This window comes from Falcatimonas sp. MSJ-15 (genome assembly GCF_018918265.1).
Lineage (GTDB): Bacteria > Bacillota > Clostridia > Lachnospirales > Lachnospiraceae > Falcatimonas.
This window is the reverse complement of sequence record NZ_JAHLQC010000002.1, coordinates 153,666-170,621: the sequence shown is the minus strand read 5'-3', so window position 1 is coordinate 170,621 and position 16,956 is coordinate 153,666. Positions and strand designations below refer to the sequence as shown.

Below are 16,956 nucleotides of genomic sequence, written 5' to 3'. Positions count from 1 at the left end.
TGATGATACTTGATGAGATTGCCAATAAGACCATTATAAGAGTAGAAGAAGCTAAAAAGAGAATATCATTAGATGAGATGAAAGCTAAGGCAAAAGCTATGAATAGTGATACAGGATATCCTTTTTACAAAGCATTGCAAAAAGAAGGAATATCATTCATCTGTGAAGTAAAAAAAGCATCACCGTCAAAAGGAATAATAGCCGAAGATTTTCCTTATATTGATATTGCAAAATCTTATGAAGAAGGCGGTGCATCAGCAATATCAGTGCTTACAGAGCCATATTACTTCTTAGGTTCAGATGAATATCTAAAAGAGATAAAAAAGAATGTATCAATACCGGTTCTTAGAAAAGATTTTACAGTTGATGAATATCAGATATATGAAGCAAAAGTAATTGGAGCAGATGCAGTCTTACTTATATGTTCATTGCTTGAGAGAGAGAGACTTAATAAGTATCTTAAGATATGTAAAGAACTTGGACTAAGTGCACTTGTTGAAGCACATACAGAAGAAGAGATAGACAAGGCAGTAAGTTTAGGAGCACAGATAATAGGAGTTAATAATAGGAATCTTAAAGATTTTACAGTTGACTTTGATAATTGTAAAAGACTTAAGAGCATGATACCACAAGATGTAATATATGTCGCAGAAAGCGGTGTATCATCAGTGGAAGATGTAAGAAGTCTAAAAGAAGCAAATGTTGATGCAGTTCTTATGGGAGAATTCTTAATGAGAAGCACAGACAGAGTTAAGACACTTACAGAACTTAGACAGATATAATATTAATTATAGAGAACTTTAGGAGGATAATGAAATGTCAAAAGGAAGATTTGGTATTCATGGAGGTCAGTTTGTACCGGAGACACTTATGAATGCAGTTAATGAATTAGAAGAAGCTTATGAAAAATACAAAAATGATCCGGAATTCGTAGAAGAAGTTAACCAGTTATTCAAAGAATATATAGGAAGACCATCATTATTATATTATGCTAAGAATATGACTGAGGATCTTGGAGGAGCTAAGATATATCTTAAGAGAGAGGATCTTAATCATACAGGTTCACACAAACTTAATAATGCACTTCCACAGGTTCTGCTTGCTAAGAAGATGGGCAAGACAAGAGTTATAGCAGAGACAGGAGCAGGTCAGCATGGTGTGGCAACAGCGACAGCAGCAGCACTTCTTGGACTTGAATGTGAGATATTCATGGGTAAAGAAGACACAGACAGACAGGCGCTTAATGTATTTAGAATGAGATTACTTGGTGCTAAAGTTCATGCAGTAACAAGTGGAACACAGACATTAAAAGATGCAGTTAATGAGACAATGAGAGAATGGACTAAGAGACTTGATGATACACATTATGTATTAGGTTCAGTAATGGGACCACATCCATTCCCAACAATAGTAAGAGATTTTCAGAGTGTAATTAGCAAAGAGATCAAAGCTCAGATGTTAGAAAAAGAAGGCAGACTTCCAGATGTTGTAATGGCATGTGTTGGTGGTGGAAGTAATGCTATTGGAGCTTTTTATGATTTTATAGAAGATAAAGAAGTAAGACTTATAGGATGTGAAGCAGCCGGAAGAGGAATTAATACTAAAGAGACAGCAGCAACAATATCAACAGGAAGTCTTGGAATATTCCATGGAATGAAATCATACTTCTGTCAGGATGAATATGGTCAGATTGCACCAGTATATTCAATATCAGCAGGACTTGATTATCCTGGAATCGGACCGGAACACGCTAATCTATATGATACAAAAAGAGCAGAATATGTTCCTGTAACAGATGATGAAGCAGTTGCAGCTTTTGAATATCTGTCAAAAACAGAAGGAATAATTCCAGCAATTGAATCAGCTCATGCAGTAGCACATGCAATTAAGATTGCACCTACAATGCCAAAAGATAAGATAATAGTAGTTAATCTCTCAGGAAGAGGAGATAAAGATGTAGCCGCAATAGCAAGATATAAGGGGGTAGAGATCTATGAGTAATTCAATAGAAAGAGCATTTGCAAAAGGAAAAGCATTCATACCATTTATAACAGCAGGAGATCCTGATCTTGATACAACAGAGAGATTAATCTGTGCAATGGCAGAGAACGGTGCAGACTTAATCGAGATTGGAATACCTTTTTCAGATCCTGTTGCTGAAGGACCTGTTATACAAAGAGCAAGTGAGAGAGCGCTTGCAACCGGAATAACAACAGATGACATTATGGATATGGTAGAAAGTGTAAGAAAAAAGACAGATGTGCCACTTGCATTTATGACATATATTAATCTTATATTCACTTATGGTGCAGACAGATTTATGAAAAGATGCAAAGAATTAGATATTGCAGCAGTTATAATTCCGGATATTCCATACGAAGAAAAAGCAGAACTTACACCTTCATGTAAAAAATATGGTATAAAACTTATCTCACTCATTGCACCTACTTCAAAAGACAGAATTAAGATGATAGCAAAAGACGCAGAAGGCTTCGTCTACTGTGTATCATCAATGGGTGTTACAGGAATGAGAAGTGAGATGAATAAGCACATATCTGATATGATAGACAGTGTAAAAGAGGTTAATGACATACCATGTGCAGTAGGATTCGGTGTATCAACACCAGAGCAGGCAGCAGAATATGCGAGATATGCAGACGGCGTAATTGTAGGTAGTGCAGTTGTGAAGATTGTGGAAGAATATGGTAAAGACAGCATAGAACCAGTGTCAGAGTATATTAAGAGTATGAAGGAAGCGGTATCAGAAGCACTTGTTGCAACAGCATAGACAATAATATGAAGAATAGAAAACTATAAGATGCAAGAATTATGGTAAATGATACAAAATGAACATGATTATAGATGCCTTTTAGGAATTCTTAAAAGGCATTTATTTTGGGGTAATATGGCTTATAAAGAGCATTTGTAAGATATCTGGTAATTAAAAAAAATAATGAACTGGATATTGATATTTTTACATCAAACTAATATAATTTGAGTATAACCGGTAATCCGGAATTTTTTGAGTAAACAGGAGGTAAGTAACGTTGAACAGAACTAGAAAAACAATGGATGGTAACACAGCAGCAGCTCATGTATCATATGCATTTACAGATGTTGCCGCAATTTATCCAATCACACCATCATCTACTATGGCTGAAGTAACAGACAAGTGGGCAGCAGATGGACTTAAGAACATGTTTGGAGAAGAAGTAAAAGTAGTTGAGATGCAATCAGAGGCCGGAGCAGCAGGTGCCGTACATGGATCACTTGCAGCAGGAGCTCTTACAACAACATTTACTGCTTCACAGGGATTATTATTAATGATTCCTAATATGTACAAGATAGCAGGTGAACTTTTACCTGGAGTTATCAATGTTTCAGCAAGAGCACTTGCAACACATGCACTTTCAATATTTGGAGATCATTCTGATGTATATGCATGTCGTCAGACTGGTTTCGCAATGTTATGTGAAGGTAATGTGCAGGAAGTAATGGATCTTACTCCGGTTGCTCATCTTGCAGCTATCAAAGGAAGAGTTCCATTCCTTAACTTCTTTGATGGATTTAGAACATCACATGAGATTCAGAAGATTGAACAGTGGGATTATGAACAGTTAAAGAGCCTTACAGATTTTGATGCAATAGATGAATATAGAAGAAGAGCCCTTAATCCAGAACATCCGGTTCTTCGTGGTTCAGCACAGAACCCTGATGTATTCTTCCAGGCAAGAGAAGCATCTAACCCATATTATGAAGCTATACCTGATCTTGTTAATGATTATATGGATAAGATCAATAAGATGATAGGAACAGACTATGCTCCATTTAACTATTATGGTGCAAAAGATGCAACAAAAGTAATCGTAGCAATGGGTTCAGTATGCGATACAATTGAAGAGACAATAGATTATCTTGTAGAGAAAGGTGAAAAAGTAGGTCTTATCAAAGTAAGATTATACAGACCATTCTCAGCAAAATACTTATTAAATGTACTTCCAAAGACAGTTAAAAATATAACAGTTCTTGACAGAACAAAAGAACCAGGTGCAATAGGCGAACCATTATTCCTTGATGTAGTAGCAGCATTAAAGGGTTCTGAATTCGAGAGCGTTCCTGTATTCAATGGCAGATATGGTCTTGGTTCAAAAGATACAACACCTGCACAGATAATTGCAGTATATAGAAATGAAGAGAAACAGAGATTTACAATTGGTATCAATGATGATGTAACACATCTTTCACTTGATATTAAAGAGAATCCTAATACAACACCAGAGAGTACAATAAGCTGTAAATTCTGGGGACTTGGTTCAGATGGTACAGTTGGTGCTAATAAGAACTCAATTAAGATCATTGGTGATCATACAGATATGTATGCACAGGCATATTTTGATTATGATTCTAAGAAGTCAGGCGGTGTTACAGTATCACACTTAAGATTTGGACACAGCCCAATCAAATCAACATATCTTGTTAATAAAGCTAACTTTGTAGCATGTCATAATGAGTCATATCTATCAAAATATCATATGGTAGAAGACTTAAAAGATGGAGGAACATTCCTTCTTAACTGCAGTTACGAAGGTGAAGAAGTTGAGAAACATCTTCCAAACAGTGCTAAAAAATATATGGCAGAACATAATATTAAGTTCTATGTAATCAACGGTATCAAGATTGGTAAAGAGATTGGACTTAATACAAGAATTAATACAGTACTTCAGGCTGCTTTCTTCAAACTTGCAGGAATTATTCCAGTTGAAGATGCTGTAAAATATATGAAAGACAAAGCAACAGAGACATACGGCAGAAAAGGTGAAGCTATCGTTAAGATGAACCATGATGCTATCGACAGAGGTATCAATGAAGCAGTTGAATATCCTGTTAATCCAGATTGGAAGAATCTTCCTGATGATGAAGAGACATCAGCTAATGTAGAAGGAAGACCAGAAGTTGTAGATTATGTTAATAAGATCATGAATAAAGTAAATGCAAAACTTGGAGATACACTTCCTGTTTCAGCATTTAAGGGAATTGAAGATGGTACAGTAGTTCAGGGTAGTGCAGCTTATGAAAAACGTGGAGTTGCAGTAGATGTTCCAGAATGGGATCCAGAGAAATGTATCCAGTGTAATATCTGTTCTTATGTATGTCCACATGCAGCTATAAGACCTGTGGCTATGACAGAAGAAGAAGCAGCTAATGCACCAGAAGGAACTAACCCACTTAACATGATGGCAATGCCAGGATACAAGTTTGCAATCTCAGTAAGTGCACTTGATTGTACAGGATGTGGATCATGTGTTAATGTATGTCCTGGTATGAAAGGCAACAAAGCACTTTCAATGAAACCAATCGAGACACAGTTAGACAAGCAGGCTGTATTCGATTATGGTGTGAAATTACCAGATAAGACAGAAGTACTTAACAAGTTCAAAGATAACACAGTTAAAGGAAGCCAGTTCAGACAGCCATTACTTGAGTTCTCAGGTGCATGTGCCGGATGTGGTGAGACACCTTATGCGAAACTTGCAACACAGTTATTTGGTGATAGAATGTATATTGCTAATGCAACAGGATGTTCATCTATCTGGGGTGGTTCATCACCTTCAACACCTTATACAGTTAATAAGGCAGGTAAAGGACCAGCATGGGCTAACTCATTATTCGAAGATAATGCAGAATTTGGATATGGTATGCTCCTTGCACAGCAGGCAATGAGAAACAGTCTTAAGAATAAGATTGCAAAACTTGCTGAGAATGCAGATAAAGCAGAAGTAAAAGAAGCATGTAATGCATACGTTGATACATATAATGATTCATGTGAGAATGCAGTTGCAACAGAGACACTTGTAAAAGTACTCACAGAATGTGGATGCGATGAAGCTAAGAATATTCTTAAAGATAAAGACTTCTTAACTAAGAAATCACAGTGGATATTCGGTGGTGACGGATGGGCATACGATATCGGTTTTGGTGGACTTGACCATGTAATCGCAAGTGGACAGAATGTTAATATTCTTGTATTTGATACAGAAGTATATTCTAACACAGGCGGACAGTCATCAAAATCAACTCCAGTTGGTGCAGTTGCCAAATTCGCAGCAGCAGGTAAATCAGTTAAGAAGAAAGATCTTGCACAGATAGCTATGAGCTATGGTTATGTATATGTAGCTCAGGTATCACAGGGTGCAGATTATGCACAGTGTATTAAAGCATTCAAGGAAGCAGAGAGCTATGATGGTCCATCAATCATCATCGCATACGCTCCATGTATCAACCATGGTATCAAAGGTGGTATGAAGGGTGCTCAGACAGAAGAGAAGAATGCAGTATTATCAGGATATTGGAACTTATTCAGATTCGATCCAAGACGTGCAGATAATGGAGAGAATCCATTCGTTCTCGACAGCAAAGAGCCAACAGAGAATTATCAGGACTTCATCAGAAATGAAGTAAGATATACATCTCTTGAGAGACAGAATCCAGAGAGAGCAGCAGAATTATTTGCTAAAGCAGAACAGAATGCTAAAGATAAATATGAAGCACTTAAGAAAAAAGCTGAGAAATAGATAGCAGTAAGAAATATAGATTAATGTCAACAAATATATTAAAACTAATCGCATTAATATGTATGTTGCTGGATCATATAGCAGAGTTTTCACCTGATTGTCCGGTATGGTTTGAGTATATAGGCAGAATAGCAGCCCCCATATTCTTTTATTGCAGTGCATGGGGGCTGCATTATACACACAATAGGATAAGTTATACAGTAAGGTTGTACGTATTAGGAATTGTGATGTCAATAGGAGACATAATAGTTGCATGTGCTCTGAAAAACGAAGTTATTTTTGCTAATAATATATTTACAACACTTTTCTTAGGGTGTGCGATAGTACTCTTGCTTAATAAGGCTGTTGACTGCAAAAAGAAAATTCTACTTGGAATAGCACTTATTATTCAACAGATAGTAGCATTTATATTCTGTTTTATATTAGCAGAAAAGTTAGGATTCCCTGGCTTTGTAGATATGTATATGCTATATCATGCATATGGAGCAATATTTGGAAGTGCGATATTTACAGAAGGAAGTATTGGCTTTGTGTTATTTTTTGTAATAATGTATTATCTAAAAGATAAGAAGGCATACTTAACGGGATTTATGCTGATGTTTGCACTTGTTATTGAGTTTATGGTTCGAAGAACATACTATATGAGAGGTCCTGCGTCTTATTTAATTCCATATAGTTCATTCCAATGGATGATGATTATGGCAGTTCCATTTATATGGTTATATAATGGAAAAAAAGGAAAAGGAAATAAATGGTTCTACTATGTGTTTTATCCAACACATATATGGATTCTTTGTATAATTAATAATATCTAAATATAGAAAAGATGGTCGCTTTGTACGACCATCTTTTTTGCTATAATAAAGAAAAAATAACAAAATTGTAAAAAAATGTAAGAAAAAGTTAATAATTTGTAAAAAAATAAAAAAATGATAAAGAAAAATGTGCTATTATATTATCATACAAATGTATCTGCAGAAACAATGTATAAAAACTATACAAAAGGAGAGATTTACATAATGAGTAAAATCAATAAAAGATTTTTCAATGCAATACTTTTTGTAGGTGTAGTTTTTTTAGGACTTACAATAAAAGATGATCTAGTACAGGCAGGACAAAACTTAGGAGACTATCATGATAGGGCTTTTGCAATCTAGTATGATGGTGGCGGTGGTGATGTTATGCCAGCAAAGAGAAGAAAATACAACTCAACCAGTATTTATACAAAGGATAATGATAATGTTGTTGATTGGTTTGTTACACCAGTTGCTGTGGTAAATAATCGAACAATAGATTGTCATGTAGGTAATTATGCTACATATGTGCCATGTAATCAGGGGACATATGTTCAAAATTTGGTGAATGAAAGAGGATATGAATATTGTTCTCTTTGGATTACACCTTCGGTTCATTATCCATGCCTAATAAAAGGTGTTTGGAGTCCTGATAGTATTTAGTGCTAAATAAAGAAATTGAGAACAAAGATACATTTACAAGAAGATAAATAATGGAAAACAAAAGATTAATAAAGAATAAAGTGAGTATAGTAATGGTATCGTCAATTAGTTTTGGCGTATATCATTACTATACATTAATATATATCAGAGGAGAGATGATAGAATGAAAAACAAAAAGACAGCAACAATTGCATTTGGAGGTATAATTATCATAGTTGCACTTGTATGTGTTGTTGTTAATGTGACTAAAGGAAAGAATAATGACAACAATACAACATTTTCAAGTGAAGTGGCAGCTAGTGAAGAGAATAGTAGTGGAGAAGCTACAGATGAACAGACAGAAGTTGTCGATAACACAACAGCAACAGATGATAGTAATAGTGATGCGGCGCTCAAATTCTACAATATAGGCGATAGAATTCCATTAGTCTTTCCAGAGATGGGAGATATAAAAGATTATGAGATAGAAGTTGTTATTAATTCTATTAAAAAAGTTGATGAACCATCAAAAGGTGTGTATCTCTTTGATTATATAAGAGATATATATGAAGGATACAGACAAGATGGACAGGATAATTATATGCTTGTTGAAGCAAATATAACAATCTACAATAAAGATGAGAATATAGAACTTTTTGATACTGAAATGTTTGGATTTAAGGATTACATAATTGATGATACAGAGTATACTGATTATAGGAATGAGAGGGATAGCTATGATGTAATTGGATACAGTCTTGATGATGATGCATCGGATAAAGATTCACTTTTTATCTCAATACAGCCAAGAACACAGATTAATATAACATTGGCATATTTAATCGAAAAAGAAGAATTAGAAAATGGAATATTCGATATTAACCCAACTGGAAACATGAAATTTGATAATTATAGGAGACGATTACATGCGACGATTGAACAATAATATATATTCGACAGAGATAAAACGAGCATTTTTAAATAAGAAAATGTTAATAGCATTGTTAAGTGGTTTCATAATAGCAATATGGAATTTTATTGAATATGCTCTAAAATATAGCAAAGTTATCGATGAAACTATAACGTTAGAGAGTCAAAAAGGAATGAAAATCTATCCAACTTCGGCATTCACGACATGGATGGGTGCGAATACAATTAATATTCAGGGATTTGTATATTGTCTTATAATACCACTTTTAGCAGCTATTCCATATGCAATGAGCTATTATGAAGATAGAAAAAGTGGTTATTTAAAAAATATTGTTATAAGAGGTGAATACAAAGAATATCTAAAGGCTAAGATGCTTAGCGTATTTCTTACAGCAGGTGTTGTAACAATATTGCCAATGATTCTTAATCTTATGCTTAACCTCATGGTGCTTCCAGGAATAAGACCTGAGATAACTTCTAACAGATATATGATGAGAGCAGGAGGGATGATGGCAGAACTGTTATATAAGAATGTATATATCTATTATGCAATATATTTTCTCATAGATTTTGTATATGTTGGAGTGCTTACGCTGTCTGCACTTGTTGTATCAACATTTGCCAAGAGCGGATTCATTGCAGGACTTACACCTTTTATAATATCAATGGTACTGTATCTGGTGTTTGGATATCTTAATAAAGCCAGTTTTATTCCATGTTACATTCTCAATCCTGCATTCAGGAATAATGCGATTGTAATATTGGCAGAGATAATCCTGCTTACAGCTTATGCTGTTACCGGTTTTTATTATACAGAGAAGAATTCAGACATAATGTAGAAGAATGGAGAAGACAGGATGAAGATAGAGATAAAAAATTATTCTAAGAAGATTGATAGTAATGTAGTTCTTGATAATATAAATGCGACTTTGGAATCGGGAAAAGTCTATGGCTTTAAGGGAAAAAATGGTTCAGGTAAGACTATGCTTATGAGAGCAATATGCGGTCTTATAAGTCCAACGGAAGGTGAAATTGTGATTGATGGAAAAGTGATTCGCAAGGATATTACTTTCCCAGAGAGCCTTGGCATTCTGATTGAGAATCCGGGTTTTCTGGCAGATTATACAGGATTCGATAATCTTAAGATGTTAGCTGATATTAAGGGGATTGCTTCGGAAGATGATATAAAAGAAGCGATAAGGATGTCAGGTCTTGATCCTGATGATAAGAGAAAATATAGAAAGTATTCGCTTGGAATGAAGCAGAAGCTTGGAATTGCGGCAGCATTCATGGAGAATGCAAGTCTTATAATTCTTGATGAACCTACGAATGCACTTGATGAGGACAGCGTAAGTGAATTCTTTGAAAGAGTGCGCAAAGAGCGTGAAAAAGGCAAGCTCATAATACTTTCGTGCCATGACAGTGAAGAATTGTATAAGATATCTGATGAGATTTTATACATTGAAAATGGAAGACTGAAAGGAAGTGAGAAGTTGAATGTCGGACAGAATAATTAAGAGAAAAATAATATCAATTGTAGTATGTGGAATGATTTTCTTAGCAGTATGGCTTTTCTTTTTTATAAGAATTAATAGCAGGTATGGTCAGATAAAGGATGAAGTCTATAAGAATGGCGAGACATTTAATCTTAATGGTGTGGATTATACATATAAGGGAACACAGTATTGTAAGGGCGCAGATGTTGAGAATATGGTAGATATGGCTAAGATGGGAATGAGAAGTGATGACATAATAGTTATAACAGAGTTAGAAGCTACTAACAGCAGTGATGAGAGCAAGATGGTTCTTTTTGATGATAAGAGTCTTGAGAAGGACAGATGTATTGCAGCATCAGTTGATATGCAGATATATTATGCTATGAATGAAGTTGGAATTGAATATAATATAGATGCTGGAGAGACAGTTAATGTGAAGATACCATACCGTTTTACGACCGATGATTTTACAGATAATGAGAAGAACAGTATCGAAAATGTTCCATTTAAACTGGTTACAAGTCTCTATCCAGTGAAAAAATCAATAGATATCACGAGAGTGGCAGGTGAATAATATGAAGACGTTAAGAAGAGAGATGGCTAAACAGCGTGACATAGTTACAGCACGTCTTAGTATACTTGTACTTGGAATAATAGTATATCTATTCATATTAAGCCGAATGATTAATTTTACATGCAGTCTTAATTATTCACAGGGCGTGGTGACGAGTATGGCTGATATGATAAAGTCATCTCTGTATAGGCAGACAGTATTCTTCGTATATATTCCGGTTTTTTTAATATATGTATATGCGATGACAGTGCGTGAGATTCAAAGTGGACGAATAGTTATGTTTGTTAACAATAAAAATTATGCAAGAACACTTTTGATGGAAAAGATATTGTGTGTTGTCTCATTTGCCGTATTAATTGCAGCAGCGTCAGGTATTCTGTCTTATATTGTATCTGGTGGGAAGAGAATGATTAATTTTGATGTTGTTTCAAGTGCTTATTTTAAAGAAACTGGTGATGTAAGCAGTGTATCATTTGCAGAATTTGAGATTAGATATCTATTATATATGACTGCCTTTTTTTACTGCGTTGCATCAGTTTATGATATTATAAGGCTATTCACCGGTAAGTTTGTGTTATCGTATATATTATGTGTTGTTGCAGGGATAATAGTCGAGTTCTTGAAGGCTGACAGCGTTATCTCATTCAATTATACCAATATAGGCAGCCTTAAAGTCATAATTATAATGTGTATTGTGGCGGTAGTTCTAAGTGCAGTTGAATATGCTGCTATATATTTGGCAATGAAGGGACGTGACTTCTTATGAAAAATCTGATAAGACACGATTGGTGTAATGGAATAAAAAGGCAAAAAATGTTATTAACAGGTCTTGTGTTATTAACTTTTATTAACTGTATTATGATATGGTTAAGGATTGGCAAAGTGTCTGAGAGTAGTGCAGGACTGTCAGATTATCTGTATGGTGTATATGGTGGAGAGAGAAGCCTTGAAGCGATGACTATATCAGAGATTATAAGATTACCTGTACCATGGATGGTGATGATTTTGTATATTCTTATTCCAATGGTAGAATATCCACTAAGAGATCTTAGAGAATCAGGCAGATATAGTATTGTAAGATGTAGAAATATAGCACATTGGTGGTATTCGAAGATGGTATGGTGCGTTCTTTATAATATGATTACACATATAGTGATTATAATTACATGTCTTATATCAACTTTAGTATTTGGTGGGATAAATAGTGGTTTTCATTCAGAATTTTTTGAAAAAAGAGATGATATAATATTTGCTATTAATAATGTTAATAAAAATCTTAACATAGATATTATTCATTATGTGAGTATAAGTATTATAATCATGCTTTTGCTATCGTTGTTTTTTATGGCATTTGCTTATATAACTAGTCAGATGGTAGGGATGATAGCAAGTATTATATGTATATGTCTGTCTGTTTTTTATAAAAGTGATTACTTTTCTTTTAATCAGACTATGATAGCAAGAACAGCAGTTGTAGATGCTGTTAATATAGTGCCAGGCATAGGAGTGGCTTTTATACTCATGGCACTGGCTAATCTTATCGCTATTAAAATAATCAAGAAAAGAGATATATATTAAGAAGTGTATTATATACATGTATTCCGGCGATATGAAGCCATAATGCTTCAGCACCAGTTGAAGTTTCGTATGAATGTGCTTCGTAGCAATTTAACCTAATAAATCAACAATTTTAAATCTTGTATCACACTATGAAAAGGCTTATGATATAATTATGACTAACACGTTTCATCCATGGGAAGGCGAAGAAGGAAAGATATCTACACAGTATAAAATAGTACTTATACAGATGGCAAAAGAAGATATTGTTAAAGAGAGATATGAAAAAGCAATAGAGTGTCTAAAAAAAGCTGACCATGGAAGTAGTGAAGTTGCAGGAGCAGGAAGATTATGAAAAACATAGTTTCGTAATTACCTGAAGAAATTAACGTTTGTAAGGAGACATATATGAGAAAGATTGATTTAGCGGGAGAATGGCTTATAAGGGATACAAACGACGAATATACAATTGATATAAAATTACCGTCTACAACAGAACTGTCAAAGATTGCATTTGAAGGAATTAACTATGAATGTGAGAAAGAGCATCTAAGAAGACTATATTATGTTAATCGTAATATTTTTTATAAAAAACAGATATATATTGATGAATATTTTGCAGACAGGCCACTTGAGATTAATCTTGAGAGAAGTAAATATACTAAGATATATATAGATGGTGAACTTGCATCATTCTCACATGATACAGTTGTTATGCAACATCATAAGATTAAGAGACTTACAAGAGGTATGCATGAACTTATAATAGCGATTGATAATAATCTTGCAATACATGAAGATTTTGATGAAGGCTTTCTTAATGGGCATCAATATACTGACCATACACAGACTAACTGGAATGGAATTATGGGGCAGATGTATATATGCGTTGACGGTGAACGAAAAGAAAAAGAGATTATGCTTAAGGATAATATTACTGTTAAAGATAATAAGATCTATGATAATGGAAAGCGTATAAGCCTTAGAGGTAATCTTGACTGCGCAATCTATCCAAGAACGGGAGTATGTCCTTTTACAAAAGAAGAATGGAAAGATATATTCAGAATATACATAGAGTATGGAATGAATCACTGTCGTTTTCATTCATGGTGTCCACCAGAATGTGCATTTGAAGCAGCAGATGAGTTAGGAATATATCTTCAGGTTGAGATGTCAGCATTTGCTATGGAATTATACAAAAAAGGTGACAGGAGATATAATCCGACAATATATAACTATTTCTATAATAATGGAAGCAAGATACTAAAAGAATATGGCAACCATAAATCTTTTATCATATTTGCAATAGGTAACGAGCTTAAGGGCGATATAAAAGCATTTGAAGAGCTTGTTAGTGAATTAAAAAAAATAAGAAGTGATATTCTTATAACAGGTGGAGCTAATAATTTCCTTGAACAGCCGGTTACCGGTGTTAATGATGATATATGGATAACAATGAAGACGGCTGTTGGAAGTAATATACGAGGTTCATTCTCTAATGGAGATCTTCCACTTGGAAGACTTCAGAGAAAAGAGAGATTGTCTACTGACTGGGATTATGAAAGAGAAGCGGCTATATCACAAAAACCTTTGATATCACATGAGACAGGACAGTATGAGATATGCCCTGATATAACTGAAGAAGATAAGTATATAGGTCCACTTGTACCGGATGAGCTAAAAGATTATGGTGCAAGACTTATTGAACGTGGAAGGTATGACAGATGGAAAGATTATTTTGTTAATTCTGGCAGGCTTACAGCATTTTTGTATAAAAATGAGATAGAAGCAATATTAAGAACAGATGGATTATCAGGATTTCAGCTTCTTGGACTTAATGATTTTCCGGGACAAGGGATGGCACTTGTTGGGATACTTAATAGCTTTTACGAGAATAAAGGAATTATAAGTGCAAAAGAATGGCGTGAATTCTGTAATGATACGGTGATATTGCTTAAGTTCGACTCTTATGTATATGAAAAAGGTGACATAATAAAAGTTAGTGCAATGCTTTATAATTATTCTGATATAGATTATACAAGCAAAGATATGTATATCTCACTTAAATATGGAGGAAGAGAGATTGCAAAAAGTCTTGTTAAAGTTACAGATGGAAGTCGTGGACTTCATAGAATCTGTGAAGTATCATTTGACACATCTGAATGTATGCAGACAGAGACTGCGCAATTAAGATTATGTGCATCAATGGATAATATAACTAATCATTATGATATCTTTGTATTCTCTAATGAACCTGCTAAGAATCCGGGCGATATAAGGATTATATACAAAGTTACTGATGATGATGTAAGGTTTGTTGAAGATGGTGGAAAGGCGATATTTATAGATTATAATGGTTTTGATGGAACTTTTGCAACGGATTTTTGGTGTTATGATATGTTTCGCAAAGCATGCGAAGCGGCAGGCAAGGAAGTGGCACCTGGTACGATGGGATTATATGTCAACAGGTACCATGATATCTTAGCATCTTTCCCAACAGATACTTATGCAAAAGCACAGTGGCAGCAGATTATGGCTAATTCAAAAGTGCTTAATGTTAATCGTGTAAGATGCGAGAATATAATAGAAGTTATTGATAATTTTAACAGATGTGATTATCTGTCACTTATGTATGAACAGAAGATTGGAAAGGGTATTCTTATAACTACCGGATGCGATTTTTACAAGCATATGGATAAAATTGAATTTAGACAATTATATAATAGTGTGATAAACTATTTGTCAGACAAAGAACGTATCTATAGATAAGGAGATTTATATGAAGAAATATGATGTTATATTGTTTGATCTTGATGGAACACTTACAGATCCAGAAGAAGGAATAACTAAGTCTGTACAGTATGCACTTTCAAAATTTGGAATAGATGTAAGTGATAGAACACTTTTATATCCATTTATTGGACCACCTCTTAAAGATGCTTTTATGGAATTGTATAATTTTAGTGAAGCTGATGCTATGATGGCGATTAAGTATTACAGGGAGAGATATGAAGTTAAAGGTCTTTTTGAGAATATTCCTTATGAGGGGATAGACAGACTTTTAGAAAGCCTTGTTAATAAAGGTAAGAAACTTATTGTAGCAACGTCAAAGCCTGAGAAGTTTGCGGTTGAGATAATGAAGCATTTTGATCTTGCGAAGTATTTTACATATATTGCAGGTGCGGCAATGGATGAATCAAGAAATACTAAAAGTGCTGTTATTGAATATGCATTACAGACTTGCGGTATCACTGACACATCAAGTGTTCTTATGGTCGGTGACCGCAAGTATGATGTAATTGGTGCAAGACAGATGTCTATGGACTGTGCCGGCGTATTATATGGTTACGGAACAGAGAAAGAGATGAGAGAAGCAGCACCGGCATATATATGTGCAACAATTGATGAGCTTGACAAACTTATAGTATAAAAATTAGTCAGAACTAAAAAGATCCTAATTCTAATTTAAATCGGATATCTGCTTACCGGTGTCATCCATATGATAGTTATCACGAAGTATTAGTTCGCTTATTGGAACAATTTCATAACCTTTTGATATAAGCCCTTCTATTACTTGTGGAAGGGCATCTTTAGTATATTTGGCACCATTATGCATAAGAATGATAGCACCATTGGTAAGATGTTTGTGATTAAGAACAGTTGATACGATACTGTCAGCACCATAATCTTTCCAATCTAAGCTGTCAACACTCCACTGTATCGGATAGTATTTAAGTGAAAGTGTTGTACTTATTACTTCATTATCATAATCACCATAAGGTGGTCTGAACAGGAACATATCGTAGCCTGTGAGCTCTTTTACTTTATTATGTGGTTTCATAATCTCATCAGTATTATCACTTACAGACAGTTGACTCATATTCTTATGATTTTCACTATGATTGCCAAGATCGTGTCCGGCGGCAAGGATTGCTTTTACGTCATCGGGATAAGATTCAATCCATCCACCAGTCATAAAAAAGGTAGCATGAATATTATACTGCTTTAGTATATCGAGAAGAATATGCGTGTCTTCATTACCCCAGGCGGCATCGAAAGATATCGATACCTGGGGTAATGAAGTCTCTACACTGTATATAGGAAGTTCTCTGTCTTTAAAAGAGCCACACAGTGAAGATACTCCTTTTTTTAGTATAATAACCGAGCAGACAGCTATAATTACACTGAAACATATAAGGGTCATTCGTTTAAGAGTCATAAGTAATCTCCATATATGATAATCTTATTATAAAATATATGAAGAAAAGAAAAAAATATTATAAAATCTAATTGTATATTTAAACACATTTACAAATTATACGATATCTTATAAAATAGAAGAAGTAAAATAACTTCGATACAATATAGCAGAGAAGTAATATAGATGGGAA

General features: G+C 34.3%; 17 protein-coding genes. 16 read left to right on the top strand and 1 reads right to left on the bottom strand.

The features are described from left to right. Positions 1 to 2 precede the first annotated feature (2 nt). The 16 genes from trpC (at position 3) to KQI85_RS01675 (ending at position 15,995) form a co-directional block, all read left to right on the top strand. Positions 3 to 782 carry an indole-3-glycerol phosphate synthase TrpC gene (gene trpC / locus KQI85_RS01750; protein ID WP_216574376.1) on the top strand — a complete coding sequence of 260 codons (780 nt, stop codon included), beginning with the start codon at positions 3 to 5 and terminating at the stop codon, positions 780 to 782. 34 nt (positions 783 to 816) lie between these two features. Beyond that, complete coding sequence (gene trpB, locus KQI85_RS01745) at positions 817 to 2,001, top strand: tryptophan synthase subunit beta (protein ID WP_216574375.1); 1,185 nt, start codon at positions 817 to 819, stop codon at positions 1,999 to 2,001. Then, a complete protein-coding gene (gene trpA, locus KQI85_RS01740) occupies positions 1,994 to 2,788 on the top strand; it encodes a tryptophan synthase subunit alpha (protein ID WP_216574374.1) in 795 nt (264 codons plus the stop codon). Before trpB ends, trpA begins: the two co-directional genes overlap by 8 nt. Before the next feature lie 259 nt (positions 2,789 to 3,047). Then, complete coding sequence (gene nifJ, locus KQI85_RS01735) at positions 3,048 to 6,572, top strand: pyruvate:ferredoxin (flavodoxin) oxidoreductase (protein WP_216574373.1); 3,525 nt, start codon at positions 3,048 to 3,050, stop codon at positions 6,570 to 6,572. A gap of 23 nt (positions 6,573 to 6,595) precedes the next feature. Further along, positions 6,596 to 7,387, top strand: coding sequence for a TraX family protein (locus KQI85_RS01730; protein ID WP_216574371.1), 792 nt, complete (start codon positions 6,596 to 6,598; stop codon positions 7,385 to 7,387). Between the two features lie 204 nt (positions 7,388 to 7,591). Beyond that, positions 7,592 to 7,729, top strand: a complete 138-nt coding sequence (locus KQI85_RS01725) for a hypothetical protein (RefSeq protein ID WP_216574370.1) — start codon at positions 7,592 to 7,594, stop codon at positions 7,727 to 7,729. Between the two features lie 24 nt (positions 7,730 to 7,753). Then, positions 7,754 to 8,029: a DUF2712 domain-containing protein gene (locus KQI85_RS01720; RefSeq protein WP_216574369.1), complete on the top strand. Its 276-nt coding sequence runs from the start codon at positions 7,754 to 7,756 to the stop codon at positions 8,027 to 8,029. A 163-nt stretch (positions 8,030 to 8,192) separates the two neighbouring features. Beyond that, a complete protein-coding gene (locus KQI85_RS01715) occupies positions 8,193 to 8,954 on the top strand; it encodes a hypothetical protein (protein ID WP_216574368.1) in 762 nt (253 codons plus the stop codon). Then, positions 8,935 to 9,777, top strand: a complete 843-nt coding sequence (locus KQI85_RS01710; protein WP_216574367.1) for a hypothetical protein — start codon at positions 8,935 to 8,937, stop codon at positions 9,775 to 9,777. Before KQI85_RS01715 ends, KQI85_RS01710 begins: the two co-directional genes overlap by 20 nt. An 18-nt stretch (positions 9,778 to 9,795) precedes the next feature. Further along, the gene (locus KQI85_RS01705; RefSeq protein WP_216574365.1) at positions 9,796 to 10,455 is read left to right on the top strand and encodes an ABC transporter ATP-binding protein; all 660 of its coding nucleotides are present in this window, start codon (positions 9,796 to 9,798) and stop codon (positions 10,453 to 10,455) included. Beyond that, on the top strand, positions 10,436 to 11,008 hold the full coding sequence (locus KQI85_RS01700; protein ID WP_216574364.1) for a hypothetical protein: 573 nt from the start codon (positions 10,436 to 10,438) through the stop codon (positions 11,006 to 11,008). Before KQI85_RS01705 ends, KQI85_RS01700 begins: the two co-directional genes overlap by 20 nt. A gap of 1 nt (position 11,009) precedes the next feature. Next, complete coding sequence (locus KQI85_RS01695) at positions 11,010 to 11,774, top strand: hypothetical protein (protein ID WP_216574363.1); 765 nt, start codon at positions 11,010 to 11,012, stop codon at positions 11,772 to 11,774. Next, complete coding sequence (locus KQI85_RS01690) at positions 11,771 to 12,586, top strand: hypothetical protein (protein WP_216574362.1); 816 nt, start codon at positions 11,771 to 11,773, stop codon at positions 12,584 to 12,586. The genes KQI85_RS01695 and KQI85_RS01690 overlap by 4 nt, the downstream gene beginning before the upstream one ends. Positions 12,587 to 12,740: 154 nt before the next feature. Beyond that, entirely contained in the window at positions 12,741 to 12,920 is a 180-nt protein-coding gene (locus KQI85_RS01685) for a hypothetical protein (RefSeq protein ID WP_216574360.1), read from the top strand. A gap of 53 nt (positions 12,921 to 12,973) precedes the next feature. After that, a complete protein-coding gene (locus KQI85_RS01680) occupies positions 12,974 to 15,334 on the top strand; it encodes a glycoside hydrolase family 2 TIM barrel-domain containing protein (RefSeq protein ID WP_216574359.1) in 2,361 nt (786 codons plus the stop codon). Positions 15,335 to 15,344: 10 nt separating this feature from the next. Further along, positions 15,345 to 15,995: an HAD family hydrolase gene (locus KQI85_RS01675; protein WP_216574358.1), complete on the top strand. Its 651-nt coding sequence runs from the start codon at positions 15,345 to 15,347 to the stop codon at positions 15,993 to 15,995. A gap of 30 nt (positions 15,996 to 16,025) precedes the next feature. Here the strand turns inward: KQI85_RS01675 and KQI85_RS01670 are convergent, their stop codons facing one another. After that, positions 16,026 to 16,784: a polysaccharide deacetylase family protein gene (locus KQI85_RS01670; RefSeq protein WP_216574357.1), complete on the bottom strand. Its 759-nt coding sequence runs from the start codon at positions 16,782 to 16,784 to the stop codon at positions 16,026 to 16,028. Positions 16,785 to 16,956 lie beyond the last annotated feature (172 nt).

Bases quoted from the DNA above. Each gene is read 5' to 3' on its own strand.
- trpC (WP_216574376.1), top strand. From the start codon at position 3: ATGATACTTGATGAGATTGCCAATAAGACCATTATAAGAGTAGAAGAA.
- trpB (WP_216574375.1), top strand. From the start codon at position 817: ATGTCAAAAGGAAGATTTGGTATTCATGGAGGTCAGTTTGTACCGGAG.
- trpA (WP_216574374.1), top strand. From the start codon at position 1,994: ATGAGTAATTCAATAGAAAGAGCATTTGCAAAAGGAAAAGCATTCATA.
- KQI85_RS01730 (WP_216574371.1), top strand. From the start codon at position 6,596: ATGTCAACAAATATATTAAAACTAATCGCATTAATATGTATGTTGCTG.
- KQI85_RS01725 (WP_216574370.1), top strand. From the start codon at position 7,592: ATGAGTAAAATCAATAAAAGATTTTTCAATGCAATACTTTTTGTAGGT.
- KQI85_RS01720 (WP_216574369.1), top strand. From the start codon at position 7,754: ATGCCAGCAAAGAGAAGAAAATACAACTCAACCAGTATTTATACAAAG.
- KQI85_RS01715 (WP_216574368.1), top strand. From the start codon at position 8,193: ATGAAAAACAAAAAGACAGCAACAATTGCATTTGGAGGTATAATTATC.
- KQI85_RS01710 (WP_216574367.1), top strand. From the start codon at position 8,935: ATGCGACGATTGAACAATAATATATATTCGACAGAGATAAAACGAGCA.
- KQI85_RS01705 (WP_216574365.1), top strand. From the start codon at position 9,796: ATGAAGATAGAGATAAAAAATTATTCTAAGAAGATTGATAGTAATGTA.
- KQI85_RS01700 (WP_216574364.1), top strand. From the start codon at position 10,436: ATGTCGGACAGAATAATTAAGAGAAAAATAATATCAATTGTAGTATGT.
- KQI85_RS01695 (WP_216574363.1), top strand. From the start codon at position 11,010: ATGAAGACGTTAAGAAGAGAGATGGCTAAACAGCGTGACATAGTTACA.
- KQI85_RS01690 (WP_216574362.1), top strand. From the start codon at position 11,771: ATGAAAAATCTGATAAGACACGATTGGTGTAATGGAATAAAAAGGCAA.
- KQI85_RS01685 (WP_216574360.1), top strand. From the start codon at position 12,741: ATGACTAACACGTTTCATCCATGGGAAGGCGAAGAAGGAAAGATATCT.
- KQI85_RS01680 (WP_216574359.1), top strand. From the start codon at position 12,974: ATGAGAAAGATTGATTTAGCGGGAGAATGGCTTATAAGGGATACAAAC.
- KQI85_RS01675 (WP_216574358.1), top strand. From the start codon at position 15,345: ATGAAGAAATATGATGTTATATTGTTTGATCTTGATGGAACACTTACA.
- KQI85_RS01670 (WP_216574357.1), bottom strand. From the start codon at position 16,784: ATGACTCTTAAACGAATGACCCTTATATGTTTCAGTGTAATTATAGCT.